Source organism: Saccharomonospora sp. NPDC046836, from assembly GCF_040645195.1.
Taxonomy (GTDB): Bacteria; Actinomycetota; Actinomycetes; order Mycobacteriales; family Pseudonocardiaceae; genus Prauserella_A.
Window position 1 is genome coordinate 60,772 of record NZ_JBEYXW010000012.1, and the last position, 14,583, is coordinate 75,354.

12 protein-coding genes are annotated in these 14,583 nt (G+C 69.2%); 9 read left to right on the forward strand and 3 right to left on the reverse strand.

The features are described 5' to 3' along the window. Positions 1-138 precede the first annotated feature (138 nt). A complete protein-coding gene (locus tag ABZ863_RS15975; protein ID WP_358535829.1) occupies positions 139-819 on the reverse strand; it encodes a GntR family transcriptional regulator in 681 nt (226 codons plus the stop codon). 166 nt (positions 820-985) lie between these two features. On the opposite strand from ABZ863_RS15975, the gene ABZ863_RS15980 reads away from it, so the two are divergent. From ABZ863_RS15980 to acnA, 9 genes are read left to right on the forward strand one after another with little or no spacing between them, the layout of a single operon-like run. Further along, positions 986-2,173 carry an ABC transporter substrate-binding protein gene (locus tag ABZ863_RS15980; RefSeq protein WP_358535831.1) on the forward strand — a complete coding sequence of 396 codons (1,188 nt, stop codon included), beginning with the start codon at positions 986-988 and terminating at the stop codon, positions 2,171-2,173. 20 nt (positions 2,174-2,193) lie between these two features. Beyond that, positions 2,194-3,951, forward strand: coding sequence for an iron ABC transporter permease (locus ABZ863_RS15985; protein WP_358535833.1), 1,758 nt, complete (start codon positions 2,194-2,196; stop codon positions 3,949-3,951). Then, the gene (locus ABZ863_RS15990) at positions 3,944-5,092 is read left to right on the forward strand and encodes an ABC transporter ATP-binding protein (RefSeq protein ID WP_358535835.1); all 1,149 of its coding nucleotides are present in this window, start codon (positions 3,944-3,946) and stop codon (positions 5,090-5,092) included. The genes ABZ863_RS15985 and ABZ863_RS15990 overlap by 8 nt, the downstream gene beginning before the upstream one ends. A 9-nt stretch (positions 5,093-5,101) precedes the next feature. Next, complete coding sequence (locus ABZ863_RS15995; RefSeq protein WP_358535837.1) at positions 5,102-6,187, forward strand: isocitrate/isopropylmalate dehydrogenase family protein; 1,086 nt, start codon at positions 5,102-5,104, stop codon at positions 6,185-6,187. Further along, positions 6,184-7,413, forward strand: a complete 1,230-nt coding sequence (gene otnK / locus ABZ863_RS16000; RefSeq protein WP_358535839.1) for a 3-oxo-tetronate kinase — start codon at positions 6,184-6,186, stop codon at positions 7,411-7,413. The genes ABZ863_RS15995 and otnK overlap by 4 nt, the downstream gene beginning before the upstream one ends. Next, the gene (gene otnC, locus ABZ863_RS16005) at positions 7,410-8,042 is read left to right on the forward strand and encodes a 3-oxo-tetronate 4-phosphate decarboxylase (RefSeq protein WP_358535841.1); all 633 of its coding nucleotides are present in this window, start codon (positions 7,410-7,412) and stop codon (positions 8,040-8,042) included. The genes otnK and otnC overlap by 4 nt, the downstream gene beginning before the upstream one ends. Further along, positions 8,039-9,115, forward strand: a complete 1,077-nt coding sequence (locus tag ABZ863_RS16010; RefSeq protein ID WP_358535843.1) for an Ldh family oxidoreductase — start codon at positions 8,039-8,041, stop codon at positions 9,113-9,115. Before otnC ends, ABZ863_RS16010 begins: the two co-directional genes overlap by 4 nt. Then, entirely contained in the window at positions 9,103-9,432 is a 330-nt protein-coding gene (locus tag ABZ863_RS16015; protein WP_358535845.1) for a putative quinol monooxygenase, read from the forward strand. The genes ABZ863_RS16010 and ABZ863_RS16015 overlap by 13 nt, the downstream gene beginning before the upstream one ends. Beyond that, entirely contained in the window at positions 9,429-12,056 is a 2,628-nt protein-coding gene (gene acnA / locus ABZ863_RS16020) for an aconitate hydratase AcnA (protein ID WP_358535847.1), read from the forward strand. Before ABZ863_RS16015 ends, acnA begins: the two co-directional genes overlap by 4 nt. Before the next feature lie 112 nt (positions 12,057-12,168). Here acnA and ABZ863_RS16025 read toward each other — a convergent pair whose 3' ends face one another. Next, the gene (locus ABZ863_RS16025; protein ID WP_358535849.1) at positions 12,169-12,993 is read right to left on the reverse strand and encodes an SAM-dependent methyltransferase; all 825 of its coding nucleotides are present in this window, start codon (positions 12,991-12,993) and stop codon (positions 12,169-12,171) included. 112 nt (positions 12,994-13,105) lie between these two features. Then, a complete protein-coding gene (locus ABZ863_RS16030) occupies positions 13,106-14,506 on the reverse strand; it encodes an MFS transporter (RefSeq protein ID WP_358535851.1) in 1,401 nt (466 codons plus the stop codon). Positions 14,507-14,583 lie beyond the last annotated feature (77 nt).

A 14,583-nucleotide genomic window follows, 5' to 3' on the forward strand; every position in this document is an offset into this window, starting at 1 on the left:
TTCCAACGTCATCCGATTGGTGGGACACGCCTTGACACCGTGCGCAGAAAAGGTTAGCCGGCAATGATTTCAAAAGAAACCAGCCGACCAGCGACTATTTAGATTCTTTTTGAAAGAAACAAAAACCAGCTGGGAAAGTCACGATCCGGCGTGCGGTTTCAGCAGCCGCCACGCGGCTTTCGCGCCGAGGCTGGTGTCGATGTGCTCGCGCATCACGGCTTCAGCCGTGTCGCTGTCCCCCACGATCACGCTCTCCAGTAGCACCTCGTGCTCCTTGTCCTTCCTGGCGCGCTCCTCGGGCCCGCGCTCCACCTCGAGTGCGAGCCTGCGATAGCGGTCGGCCTTGTCCCACAGGCTTTCGAGGGTCTCGATGAGAAGGTCGTTGTGCGAGGCACGGTAGATCGCGGCATGGAACCCGCGGTGGTGCAGCAACTGGCCGTATTCCGGGTTGCTCGGCAGCGCCGCGAGGCCCTGCGCCGCCTCGCGGATCTCGGCGATGTCCGCCTTCGTCCTGCGCTGCGCGGCGAGCGCCGCGGCGAGTGGGTCGAGCGACCGGCGCACCTCGTAGAGGTCGCGCGCCTCCTCGGCCCTCAGCCCGGCGACGCGGGCGTCGCGGTGGGCATCGAGCTCGACGAGGCCTTCGGCTTTGAGCCTGCGCAGCGCCTCACGCAGGGGCGTGGTGCTGATCCCGATCGTGCGAGCCAGCGTCGCCTGGTTGATCACCGACCCGGGAAGGAACTCGCCGGACAGGATCTTCTCCCGCACCCGGTTGTACGCGAGCTCGCTCTTCGTCACCAAGGCCGAGGCAGGTTCCGCCATACCCCCAACTCCTCTCAACGGCTATAGCCTAGCAAAACCGGGAAACCCATCTCAGGGCTGGCATGTCCGACCGAGAACCGCTCTTGACTTTCCGAGGTTATAACCTTCAGGATGTGGCGCACACCCCAGAGGAGGCAGAGCTGCCCCTCAGTCCGAGGAGAGTTCGATGACCACAACGACGAAGCCGTCGTTCTCCGCCAGCCGTTCCCGTCGTGGTTTCCTACGTCTGACCGGCATCGTTGCCACCGCCGTTTCCGTCGCCGCGGTGGCGGGCTGCGGGCCGAAGACCGGCGCCGCCGGCGCCGGCGAGGAGGCCGGCGCGCTACCGGACTACTATCCGGCAGGTTATAACTCGATCGTCGAAGGCTCGAAGACCGAGGGTGGCGCCCTCACCATCTACTCCAACACCGACCAGGAGAACTGGGCCCCGGTGTTCGAGGCCTTCCAGGCGAAGTTCCCGTGGGTCACCAAGATCAACGCGAGCAACCTCGACAGCGACGAGGTGTTCCAGCGCGTGCTCAGCGAGCAGGCGACCAACGGCTCCCCCGCCGACCTCATCGTCTCCAACGCGGCACAGGCATGGGCCGGGTTTGCAGAGCGCCCCGGTGTGCTGGCCGACTACCGCTCGCCCGAGCTGACCCACGTGCCCGACTTCGCGCAGGTGCTGCCCAGCGTGTACGCGATGTCGCTGGACCCGATGACGATCTCGTACAACACCGCGCTGCTGCCCGAGGACCAGCGCCCCACTGGCCTGACGAGCCTCGCGCGGATCGCCGAGCAGCACCCCGACACCTTCCGCGACAAGATCATGATCCGGGACGTGGGCGGCGCGTTCGGCTTCACCGTCTCCTACGACTACGTGTACGGGCAGAAGGACCCCGAGGCCGCCTGGCGCGCGCTCGAAACGCTGCTGCCGCTGGCGCGGCCGGAGACGTCGTCGGGAACGCAGATCGAGAAGATCACCTCCGGCGAGTACGTGGCAGGCTTCTTCATCTCGGGCGCACCTGCCTTCCCGGTCGAGGACCGCAGCGGTGGTCTTTTCGTGACGACGTTCCTCGACGACGGCACGGTCGTACTGCCCCGCGCCGCCGGCATCGCCGCGCAGGCCCCGCACCCGAACACCGCCAAGCTGTTCGTCGACTTCCTGCTCTCCGCCGACGGGCAGGCAGCCATCGCCAAGGGCGGCCTGACGTCGTTCCGCGACGGCGTCGCCACCGCGGAAGGCAGCCGCACCTACGCCGACCTGGTCAAGGAGGTCGGTGAGGACAACGTGATCTTCGCCCGCTACGAGGCGGTCCCGGAGGCGGAGGTCACGAAGTTCGTCGACCGCTGGAACGGGCTGCTGAACCGCTGACGAGGAGATCGCCGCACATCATGACCGCAACCGTCACCTCCCCGCCGCCGCAGCGGGACGAGCTGAAGCCCCCTCGCTACCGGACCATCGCCGGTGCCGGCCGGGGCACGTGGATCCAGTACGCCGTGCTCGGCGTCGTGGCCCTGCTCGTGCTCGCGCCGGTCGTGCCGACGCTGTACCAGTCCTTTCTGGACCGCCCGCTGTACGAGGCGGGTGGGGTCTTCACACTCGACACCTACGTCCGGCTGTTCACCGAAGCGAACTTCGGCCAGGTCGCGCTCAACACGGTGCTCTTCGCCGGCCTGACCACCGTGCTGGCGCAGCTGATCGCCGTGCCGATGGCGGTGCTGGTCGTGCGGACGCGGCTGCCGCTGGGCAGGCTCGCCGCGGGCGGCATGCAGTGGCCGTTCTTCATCTCGTCGCTCATCCTGGGCTTCGGCTGGATCACGATGTACGGTCCCGCGGGCTTCGTGAGCGTGTGGGTGCGCGACCTCGTCGGCACGGTTCCGTGGAACCTCTACTCGATCCCCGGCATGGCCATCACCGAGGCCGTCGCGCTCGCCCCGATCGCGTTCGTCTTCTGCAGCAACGCATTGCGGCAGAGCGACGCGTCACTGGAGAGCGCGGCCCAGGTCTGCGGCGCCGGTCCATTGCGGATCCTGCGCTCGGTGGTGCTGCCGATGCTGCGCCCGCCGATCGTCTACAGCTCGGTGCTCATCGCCAGCATGTCGATCGAGACACTGAGCGTGCCACTGCTCTACGGCCAGCCCGTCGGCATCGACGTGTTCTCGACCTTCCTCTACACCAACGGTTTGCAGGCGATCGACCCCGACTACGGCGTACTCGGCGCGGCGTCGGTGATCATCCTGCTCGTGACGGTGCTGCTGGTGTGGGTGCAGGTCAAGCTCCTGCGCAACGCCCAGCGGTTCGTCTCGGTGCGTGGCAAGGCCACCCGGCCTCGCCAGTTCGACCTCGGCCGGCTGCGCTGGGCGGGCATCGCCTTCGTCGCGATCTACCTCGTGGTCGGCGCGCTCATCCCGATCGGCGGGCTGATCTTCCGGTCGTTCACGCAGGTGTTCACACCACTGCAGTCGCCGTTCGACACGTTGTCGATGGCGAACTACGAGCGGATCTTCACCTATCCCGCCTACATCCAGTCCATCTGGAACAGCATCCTGATCGCGCTCATCGGCGCCGTGCTGGTGAGCCTGCTCGCGATGTTCGCGGTGGTGGTGGCGAGGCGCTCGCCGTTCCGGTTCGGCCGGCTCGTCGAGTACCTCTCGCTCGCGCCACAGGCTATGCCGGGCATCATCGTCGGTATCGGCTACTTCTGGGCGCTGGCCTACGCGCCCGCGTCGATCGGCGGGCTGATCCAGGGCACGATCTGGGCACTGGTCATCGCGTTCGGACTCCGTGCGCTGCCCGGAGCGTTCGGCTCGATCGCGCCCGTGGTGATGCAACTCGGGCAGGAACTCGACAACGCCGCGCGGGTCAGCGGCGCGGACTGGTTCAAGACCTTCACCAGGGTGCTCGGCCGCCTGCTCACCCCCGCGCTGGCCGGCTCGATGATCCTCGTGTTCGTCACGATGATCAAGGAGTACTCCCCTGCCGTCTTCCTCGCCGGCGCGGAGTCCAACGTCATCGGCACGACCGCGCTGGAACTGTGGGTCCAGGGCAACACCGGCTCGGTGGCGGCGCTCGCCACCCTCCAGATCGCGATCACCGCCGTCTTCGTCGGCATCGCCAACCGTCTACTGAAGGGGCGCTCCCATGCCTGAGGTCGCCGTGCGACATCTCGTCAAGAAGTTCAGCAGCGACAACAAGGTCACCACGGTACTGAACGACGTGAGCTTCACCGTCGCCGACGGCGAGTTCTTCACTCTGCTCGGCCCCAGCGGCTGCGGCAAGTCGACCACGCTCGCGTGCGTCGCCGGGCTCGAGCGGCCCGACGGCGGGAGCGTCGCGGTGGGCGACGCCGTCTTCGCCGACGCCGAGGCGGGCACGTTCATCCCACCCGAAGGACGCAACCTGGGCATGGTGTTCCAGTCCTACGCGCTGTGGCCGCACATGACGGTGGCAGGTAACCTCGCCCTTCCGCTCAAGCTGCGCCAGCTCGGCAAGGCACAGCAGCGGGAGCGGATCGACAGCGCACTCGACAAGGTGGGGCTTGTGCACCTGCGCGACCGCTACCCGCACCAGCTCTCGGGCGGGCAGCAGCAGCGCGTCGCGCTGGCCCGCGCACTGGCCTACTCCCCTTCCGTGCTGCTGCTCGACGAACCACTGTCCAACCTGGACGCCAAACTGCGTGAGCAGGCGCGAGCCTGGCTCAAACGGCTGCAGGCCGAAACCGGCATCACCACGATCTACGTCACCCATGACCAGCACGAGGCCCTCGCGCTGAGCGACCGCATTGCCGTGATGAGCGAGGGGAACATGGCACAGGTCGGCACGCCGACCGAGATCTACGAGAAGCCGGCCGCTCCCGAGGTCGCCAGCTTCATCGGGCGCTGCAACTTCCTGCCCGGCGTGGTCCAGGGCGCGCCCGCCAAGGGCCTGCTCGCGGTGAAGCTGGACTGCAACGGCGAGAACGTCACCGTTCAGTCCGGACTGGACCTGCCCCATGGCGCGAAGGCGACGGTCGCGGTCCGGCCCGAGAAGCTCCGGATCCTGCGGGCGGACGACGAGCAACCCCGCCACCCGCACAGTGTGGTGCACGGCCGCATCCTGCGTACGGCCTACATCGGTGCGCGGTTCGAGCACGAGATCGCCGTCGGCGACCTCGTGCTGCACGCCGACAGCGACACACCCGGCACCACCGACGAGGTCGGCCTCCTCCTCGACCCGGCCACGTGCCTGATCTATCCCGGTGAGACCGCGCTGCCAGACGAGGCCGCCGAACTCGCCACCATCACCTCCTGAAGGGACACCATGACGAAGCAGAACTACCGGCTCGGCCTGCTCGAAGGCGACGGCATCGGGGCGGAGATCGTGCCTGCCGCCGTCCAGGTGGTCGACGCGGCGATCGAGGCGGCCGGCGTACCGGCCATCGACTGGATGCCGCTGCCTCTGGGCCGCTCGGCGATCGACGACCACGGCACTCCGGTGCCCGACGTCACGCTGAAGACACTGTCCGAACTGGACGCCTGGCTGCTCGGCCCGCACGACAGCGCCGCCTACCCCGAGCCGCACCGCTCCCGGCTCAACCCGAGCGGCACCATCCGCAAGCGGTTCGACCTGTTCGCCAACATCCGTCCGGCGAAGGCCATCGAGGGCGCCAACGCCATCGTCGCGGGCACCGACCTGGTCATCGTCCGCGAGAACACGCAAGGCTTCTACGCCGACCGGAACACCTTCGCCGGTACGGGCGAGATCATGCCGACGCCGGACGTCGCCATCGCACACGGCATCATCACCCGGGACGCCGTCGAGCGCATCGCGCACACGGCGTTCGACCTCGCGCGCCGTCGCCGCAACAAGGTCACCATCGTCCATAAGGCGAACGTGCTGCGCCTGACCACCGGACTGTTCCGGGACGTCTGCCAGGAAGTCGCCACCCAGTACCCCGAGGTGGAGGTCGACGACTACCACATCGACGCCATGACGGTGCACCTGTTGCGGCGCGCGGACTCCTTCGACGTGATCGTCACCGAGAACATGTTCGGCGACATCCTCTCCGACCTCACCGGCGAGATCGCCGGGTCGCTCGGCATCGCGCCGTCCATCAACGCCTCGCATGACCAAGCCATGGCGCAGGCAGCGCACGGGTCCGCACCCGACATCGCGGGCAGGAACCTGGCCAACCCGGTCGCCATGATCCTTTCCAGCGCGATGCTGCTGGACTGGCTCGGCGCGCGTCACGGCGACGACCGCCTGCGCCGCGCCGCGGAACTGGTGGAGTCCGGCGTCACCAGCGCCGTCCGCGCCGGGACGTCCACTGTGGATATGGGAGGAACGGCGGGCACCAGCGAGTTCGCCACCGCGATCGCCACGGCGATCACCGGAGCAGAGAAGTGATCGGCTGTATCGCCGACGACTACACCGGCGGCACCGATGTCGCCGCCGCATTGCGCAGAGCGGGGCTGCGAACCGTACTCTTCTTCGGCAGCCCCGCCGACGACGCGGCGCTGCCGCAGTGCGACGCCGTCGTCGTCGCGCTGAAGACCCGCGCGGTCGCGCCGGCCGCGGCCGTTGACGAGACGCTGGGCGTGCAGCGGTGGCTCGCCGGGCACGGTGTCGGCAGGGTGTTCTTCAAGTACTGTTCGACGTTCGACTCGACCGACGCCGGAAACATCGGGCCCGTGGCCGACGCCTTGCTCGACGCGGCGGGAGCCGACCTCACGGTCGTGTGCCCGGCCGCCCCCGAGCACGGCCGCACGGTGTACCAAGGACATCTGTTCGTCGGTGACCGCCTGCTGTCCGAGTCGTCGATGCGGCACCACCCGCTGACGCCGATGACCGACGCGGACCTGGTCCGCGTCCTAGGGCGGCAGACGCGGCATGCCGTCGGCCTGGTGCCGCTCGACGTGGTCCGCGCCGGTGCCACGGCAGTGCGGGCACACCTGAACACCTTGCGGAACAAGGAAATCCGGTACGCCGTGACGGATGCGGTCACCGACGACGACCTCGCCGCCATCGCGGCGGCGACCACGGATCTCGCCGTGCTCACCGGCGCGGCCGGGCTGGGCCGCGCCGTCGGCGAGGCGGCCGTCCCCGAACCAGTGTCCACACAGGAGCTCCCCGAGTTGCCTGCCGGACCGGCGATCGTGCTCGCGGGCAGCTGCTCGGCGGCCACGCTGGCGCAGGTCGAGCGGGCCCGTGCGGAGCTGCCCTCGTACCGCCTCGACCAGGCCGGGGACCCGGATGTTTTGCGGGACAATGTACTGCGCTGGCTGCGTGACCACGCAGGCGGCCCTGTACTGGTGTACTCGTCCGCGCCGCCCGAGCTGCGCGCCGGACCCGACGCCGCCGAGTTGTTCGAGCGCACGCTCGCGGCCGTCGGTGCCGCCGCGGTCGGGCTGGGTTACCGGCGCCTCGTCGTCGCGGGCGGCGAAACGTCCGGTGCCGTGGTCAACGCCGTCGGTGTGACGGCGGTCGAGGTCGGCGCCGAGGCCCACCCGGGAGTCCCGTGGTGCTTCAGCACCGGCGAGCCGCGGCTGGCGCTGCTGCTCAAATCCGGCAACTTCGGCGGCCCGGACCTGCTCGTGCGCGCGGCGACCGAGAACGCGACGGTGACCGCATGACCGTGGACCTCCGGCAGCGAATCGCCGACCTCGGCGCGTCCCTGTTCGCGCGCAGGCTCACCTTCGGCCGCACCGGCAACATCAGCGTCCGTACCGGCGACCACGTGCTGCTCACCCCGACCGGCGCGTCACTCGGCGCGCTGGACCCCGCGGAGCTGTCGGTACTCGACCTCGAGGGCACGCACCTGGACGGGCGGAAACCGTCGAAGGAGGCGTTCCTGCACCTGGCGATGTACCGGGCGCGGCCGGCCGAAACGGCCGTCGTGCACCTGCACAGCACCTACTCCGTCGCGGTGTCGTGCCTCGCCGGGCTCGACGAGTCGAACGCGCTTCCGCCGCTCACCGCGTACTACGCGATGCGCGTGGGCGCGCTCCCCCTCCTGCCGTACCACGCCCCCGGCGACGCGCGCCTCGGCCCGCTCGCCGAGAAGGTGGCCGGCGAGCACCACGCGCTCCTGCTGGCCAACCACGGCCCCATCGTCGCGGGCCGCGACCTCGCCGTTGCAACGGACGCCGTCGAGGAACTGGAGGAGACCGCCCGGATCTTCCTGCTGGTGCGGGACCTGCCGACCAGACCGCTTGGGCAGGACCAGGTCGCGGAACTGCACGCGAAAGGGCTCACGTCTTGAGCGAATCACACGTCACCCGCGCCGAGCTCACCGCACTCGGCACCCGTATCCTCACCGCCGTCGGGGTTCCCGAAGACGACGCCAGGCTCGTCAGTGACAGCCTCGCCGTCGCGGACGCGTGGGGGCATCCATCGCACGGCATGCTCCGGCTCTCCTGGTACGTCGACCGCATCCGCGCCGGCGTGGTCCAGCCGGTCACCGAGCCCATCACGGTCGTCGACGCCGGCGCTGTGGCAGTGCTCGACGGGCGGGACGGCATCGGCCAGATCGTCACCGCGCACGCCTGCGACGAGGCGGCCGCGCGGGCGGCGGCACACGGCGCCGGTGTCGTCGGGGTCCGCAACAGCAACCACTTCGGCACGGCGGCGTACTTCACGCGTCGCCTCGCCGCCGAGGGGCACGTCGGCATCCTCTTCACCAACGGCAGCCCCGCGATGGCGCCGTGGGGCGGGCGGGAGAAGACCGTCGGCGCCAACCCGTGGTCGATCGCCGTGCCGGCCGGCGGTCGCGGCACGGTGGTGCTCGACATCGCCAACACCACGGTGGCACGCGGCAAGATCTACGCCGCGCTCGAACGTGGCAAGCCCATCCCCGAGGGCTGGGCCATCGACCGCGACGGCGCCCCGACCACCGACCCGCGGACCGCACTCGACGGCGTCATCCTCCCGCTGGGCGGGCACAAGGGGTACGGCATCTCGTTCATGATGGACATCCTTGCCGGCGTGCTCACCGGGTCGTCGTACGCCACCGGCGTCACCGGGCCCTACGTGCCCGACCGGCGTTCCGGCTGCGGGCATCTGGTGCTGGCCCTGCGACTGGACGCCTTCGGGCCACCCGCCGAGTTCGCGGCCAGGCTCGACGACCTCATCTCCACCACCAAGGCCGTACCGCTCGCCGAGGGCTCCAGCGAGATCTGCTACCCCGGCGAGCTCGAGGACCGCGCCGAGGCCGCCGCGGCCACCGACGGCATCGCGTTGCCTGCCAAGACCGTCGACGACCTCCGCCGCCTCGCCGACTCGTGCGGCGTCCCGTTCGGACTCGGCGACACCGAAGGAGCGCCGTGTTCACCGTGATCGTGTCCCTGAAGGTGAAGCCGGAGAAGGTGGACACCTTCCTGCGCGGGATCCGCGACAATGCGCACGCGTCGCTGCGTGACGAGCCGGGTTGTCTGCGCTTCGACGTCCACCGCCGCGTCGACGATCCACTGCGGTTCGTCCTGTACGAGATCTACACCGACGAGCAGGCGTTCTACACCGCCCATCGGGCCGCACCGCACTACGCTGCCTGGCGGGCGGTCGCCGCCGACTGCGTCGAGGAAGGCGAGCACGTCAACACGTTCTGCACGCCCGCCTTTCCTGCCGACCTGCCCGAGGGAACCGGCTCGCGATGACCACAATGGACACTTTCGGTACCGGAGGCACGCTCTCGGTCGGAGACCGCACGTACGCTGTGCGGCGGATCGACCGCATCGCGCCACCCGATCTGCCGTACAGCCTCAAGATCGTGCTGGAGAACCTGCTCCGGCACGAGGACGGCGAGACGGTGACGGCGGAGCAGATCCGCGCGGTCGCCGAGTGGGACCCCGGCGCCGAACCCGCACACGAGATCAGCCTCTTCCCGGCAAGAGCCTTCCTGCACGACACCAATGGTGTCCCCGCGCTCACCGACCTGGCCGCGATGCGGGAGGCGATGGTCGCGCTCGGCGGCGACCCCGCCCGGGTGAACCCGCACATCCCGACCGAGCTCGTCGCCGATCACTCCGTCATCGCGGACGTCTTCGGTACCCCGGATGCCGCCGTGCGCAATGTCGAGCTGGAGTACCGGCGCAACCACGAACGCTACCGGTTCCTCAAGTGGGGCCAGTCGGCACTGCGCGACTTCGCCGTCGTTCCCCCTGGCACCGGCATCATGCACCAGGTGAACGTCGAGTACCTGGCGCGCGTGGTCATCGAACGGGACGGCGCGGCGTTTCCCGACCTGTGCCTCGGCACCGACTCGCACACCACGATGGTCAACGGTCTCGGCGTGCTGGGCTGGGGCATCGGCGGTATCGAGGCCGAGGCAGCGATGCTGGGCCAGTCGTTGACGATGCTCGTGCCCCGCGTCGTCGGCGTCCGCCTGCACGGTGCGCTACCTGAGGGAGCCACCGCCACCGACCTGGTGCTCACCCTCACCCAGCTGCTGCGACAGCACGGGGTCGTGGGCAAGTTCGTGGAGTTCCACGGCCCCGGTGTGGCGCAGATCGGTGTCGCGGACCGCGTGACGATCGCCAACATGAGCCCGGAGTTCGGCTCGACGTGTGCGATCTTCCCGATCGACGCCGAGACCGTGCGCTACCTGAAGTTCACTGGACGGCCCGCCGCGCGGGTCGCGCTCGTCGAGGCCTACGCCAAGGAGCTCGGGCTCTGGGCGGACCCGGCCAGCACCGCGCGCTACTCCGAGCACGTGGATCTGGATCTGTCCACTGTGGTCCCGTCGCTGGCCGGTCCGCGCCGGCCGCAGGACCGGGTGCGGCTCACCGAGGCCAAGGCGGGGCTGCGGGCGGAGCTCGCGGACCCGCCTGCCCGAGCCACGATCGTGCTGGAGGGGCGCCGCCACGAGATCGCCGACGGCGCCGTCGCGATCGCCGCCATCACGTCGTGTACCAACACCTCCAACCCGTCGGTGATGGTCGCCGCGGCCCTGCTGGCCCGTAACGCCGCCGCGCGCGGCCTGCGCACCAAGCCGTGGGTCAAGACCACGCTCTCCCCCGGCTCCCGCGTGGTCATGGACTACTACACCAAGGCCGGGCTCGTCGAGTATCTCGAACAGCTCGGCTTCCACCTCACCGGTTACGGCTGCATGACCTGCATCGGCGCGTCCGGCCCGCTCGTCGACGCCGTGTCGGCGGCGGTGCACGACGACGGCCTTTCGGTAGCGGCCGTACTGTCGGGCAACCGCAACTTCGACGGCCGCATCAACCCCGACGTGCGGCTCAACTACCTGGCCTCGCCACCGCTCGTCGTCGCCTACGCGCTGGCCGGGACGATGGACCTCGACCTCACCACCGAGCCGCTGGGCGCGGGCACGGACGGTGAACCCGTGTTCCTGCGCGACATCTGGCCGTCCTCCCGCGAGGTGGCCGAGATCATCGAGTCCACACTGGACCCGGTGATGTTCACCGACGCCTATGCCGACGTGTTCGGCGGGGACGAGCGCTGGCGCGCTCTCGACGCGCCGGACACGCAGGCCTACGCGTGGGACGACGCGTCGACCTACCTGCGCAGGCCGCCCTACCTCGACGGCATGGACCTCGAACCCGCGCCGGTCACCGACGTCCACGGCGCCAGGGTGCTGGTCAAGCTCGGCGACTCCGTGACCACCGACCACATCTCACCCGCGGGTGCCATCACCCCGCAGTCGGCCGCGGGCCGCTACCTCAGCGAGCGCGGCGTCGGATCACGCGAGCTCAACACCTACGCCTCGCGGCGCGGCAACCACGAGGCCATGATGCGCGGCACCTTCGCGAACGTCCGACTGCGCAACCAGCTCGTGCCCGGCGTCGAAGGCGGGTTCACCCGCGACGTCACCGGCGAGGTCGCCACGATCTACGCCGCGGCGATGTCCTATCGCGACAGCGCGACACCGCTCGTTGTGGTGGCCGGCAAGGAGTACGGCACCGGTTCCTCCCGCGACTGGGCCGCGAAAGGCCCAGCGTTGCTGGGTGTGCGCGCGGTGCTGGCCGAGTCGTTCGAACGTATCCACCGTTCGAACCTCATCGGCATGGGCGTGCTGCCGCTGGAGTTCGCCGACGATCACACGGCGGGCACGCTCGGCCTCACCGGTGCGGAGACGTTCACCATCACCGGCCTCACCGCGCTCGACGACGGCCGCGTTCCCCAGCACGTGACCGTCCGCGCCGACGACATCGAGTTCCGTGCCCGCGTGCGGCTGGATACCATGCGCGAAGCCGAGTACTACCGCCACGGCGGCATCATGAAATACGTTCTGCGCCGCATGCTCCGGCCTATCTGATTCCCGAACTCGGGCAGGTCCCACGCGGGCGCCGCTGAACCCGCCCGCACAAAAGCCTGAGGCCCTTGCGCAACGTTCGCGCAAGGGCCTCCAGCTGTGTCCATGATGGACGCTACGGCTTGCGGCCGACGGCCGCCACGATGCAGTGCCCAGCGGGCGGCAGTTCCTGCAGGTTCGGTCCGTCCGGCCACCACTCGTCGTTGATCACCAGACCCGGCTCGATGAGGTCCAGACCGTCGAGCATCTCCATGATCTCGGTGCGCGTGCGGAAGAAACCCTTGCTGGTGCTGGCGTTGAGGATCGACTGCACCCGGTGGGCCATTTCGCTGTGCTCGTTCTCCGGGTCGAGGAAGTGGCTGAACGCGACGAACGAGCCCGACGGGAGCGCGTCGATGTAGCCACGCATGACCTCGGCAGGCGGGAGACCGAAGTCCGCGCTGTGGTGGTGCAGTGTGGCCACCTGCAACAGCGCGAGCGGCCGCGTGAAGTCGAGCTTCTCCCGGACGAGGTCGCTCTCCAGCACCTCCTGCGGCTCGAAGATGTTCGCATCGAGGAAATGCGTGTTCTCGTTCTCCTCGAGCAAGGCGCGGCCGTGCGCGACGACAACCGGGTCGTTGTCGACGTAGACCACTCGCGCCTCCCGGTTGAGGCGCTGCGCGACCTGGTGGGTGTTCTCCGCTGTCGGCAAGCCGGATCCGCAGTCGAGGTACTGGTCGATCCGGCCCTGGGTCGCGAGGAACCGGACCGCCCTGATCAGGAACGAACGGTTGGTGACGGCGATGACGTTGACCTCGGGGACGGCCTGGTTGAGCTGCCTGAGCAGCTCGCGGTCGACCTCGTAGTTGTCTTTTCCGCCGATCGCGTAGTCATAAGCACGCGCGATACTCGGCGTGGTGGTGTCGATCGCGGTGGACGGGAGACGTTCGGACGCTGTCATGCTGCGACCTCGCAGGATCGTGGTGAAGTTTGTCGCACATAGAGTAGGGGTTCATGCCCACCGGGTGAACAGCGACGCCCCTGTTCGGGTCACCCCGTTACCTCCGTGGAGATCACGCGGTCCTGGCGGCTCGTCCTGGTGCCAGGAAACCGGCCACGAGTGCTGCCACCCCCGCGGCGACGGCGGTGACGACGAAACCGTCGGTGAACCCGGTGAGCGTGGCACCCGCGAAGCTCGCGGCCGCGACGCTGGAGACGACGGCGGCTCCGAGCGAGGCACCGAACTCGTGGAAGGTGCTGACGATGCCGGACGCGATTCCACTCTCGTGGGGAGCCACCTGGCCGAGCGCGGTCGCCGACGCCACGACGAACAGGACACCGGTCCCCGCGGCGGCGATGGCCACGCCGGCCACCACGGCCGCGGGGTACGTCCACAGGGCGGGCACGGCCATCCCGATCGCGGCGACGAGCAGTCCGGCGACGGCGAGCCGGCGCGCACCCCAGCGGCCGAGTACGCGGCCGGTCAGCTGAGCGCCGAACATCGTCGCCAGCGCAACAGGGAGGAACAGCAACCCGGTGTGCAGGGCTCCGTATCCGTTCGCGTGCTGGAAGTAGAAGGTGCCGAGGAAGAACACGGCGATCATCAACGCGGTCGCCATGAGGATGAGGAACGTGCCGGTCGCCACCGGACGCCGGATCAGCAGCGACACGTCCATCAGGGGTGAGCGGGCAGTCTTCTGCCACACCACGAATGCCGCGTAACCGGCTACGGCCAGCACCAGCAGCCAGGCGTTGCCGCTGGTGACCCACCCCTGGTCCCCGGCGTTGACCAGCAGGTAGATCACGGCGCCGGACGATGCGGTGACCAGCAGCGCGCCCAGCACGTCCAACCGGGCGTTGGGCACGACCGCGCTCTGGCGCGGCAACATCCGGGCCAGGGCGGCGAGGATCACCAGACCAACGGGCACATTGACGAAGAACACCCACGGCCAGCCAGGGCCTGCCGTCAGCAGGCCACCCACGAGCACGCCGAGCGCCGCTCCACCACCGCCGAGCGCTGACCAGACCCCAAGCGCCCTGCTCCGCTCGTTCCCCTCGAACAGCGTGACGACCAGCGACAGCGCCGCCGGTGACAACAGCGCCGCGCCCACCCCCTGCGCGACCCGGCCACCCAGCAACATGGCCGAGGACCCGGCGAGACCGGTCACCAGCGACGCCACGGTGAACAGCAGCAGACCGGCGAGCACCACCCGCTTGGCGCCGATCAGATCGGCGATCCGCCCGCCGAGCAGCATCAGTCCGCCGAAGGTCAACGTGTACGCGCTGACGGTCCAGGTCAGCGTCGCGCGGCTCAGGCCGAGATCGGTCTCGATGTCCGGCAGCGCGATCGCCACGACCGTCACATCGAGGATCAACATCAGCTGGGCCACACCGAGGAAACCCAGAATGCGCCAGCGCCGCGGGTGAGCCGCGCTGTGCTGCGCGGCCGCGTCGGTGGTCTCGTCGTGTGTCATCGGAAGCCTCCCAGGTTAAGTCGTACATCCGAGTACGAGTTTCAACGACGAGCATAACCCGTACATGCCCGTACGAG

What these genes read in the sequence shown, in the direction of transcription:
- ABZ863_RS15980 (WP_358535831.1), top strand. Translation starts at nt 986, where the DNA reads ATGACCACAACGACGAAGCCGTCGTTCTCCGCCAGCCGTTCCCGTCGT.
- ABZ863_RS16025 (WP_358535849.1), bottom strand. Translation starts at nt 12,993, where the DNA reads ATGACAGCGTCCGAACGTCTCCCGTCCACCGCGATCGACACCACCACG.
- ABZ863_RS15985 (WP_358535833.1), top strand. Translation starts at nt 2,194, where the DNA reads ATGACCGCAACCGTCACCTCCCCGCCGCCGCAGCGGGACGAGCTGAAG.
- ABZ863_RS15995 (WP_358535837.1), top strand. Translation starts at nt 5,102, where the DNA reads ATGACGAAGCAGAACTACCGGCTCGGCCTGCTCGAAGGCGACGGCATC.
- ABZ863_RS16030 (WP_358535851.1), bottom strand. Translation starts at nt 14,506, where the DNA reads ATGACACACGACGAGACCACCGACGCGGCCGCGCAGCACAGCGCGGCT.
- ABZ863_RS15975 (WP_358535829.1), bottom strand. Translation starts at nt 819, where the DNA reads ATGGCGGAACCTGCCTCGGCCTTGGTGACGAAGAGCGAGCTCGCGTAC.
- otnC (WP_358535841.1), top strand. Translation starts at nt 7,410, where the DNA reads ATGACCGTGGACCTCCGGCAGCGAATCGCCGACCTCGGCGCGTCCCTG.
- acnA (WP_358535847.1), top strand. Translation starts at nt 9,429, where the DNA reads ATGACCACAATGGACACTTTCGGTACCGGAGGCACGCTCTCGGTCGGA.
- ABZ863_RS15990 (WP_358535835.1), top strand. Translation starts at nt 3,944, where the DNA reads ATGCCTGAGGTCGCCGTGCGACATCTCGTCAAGAAGTTCAGCAGCGAC.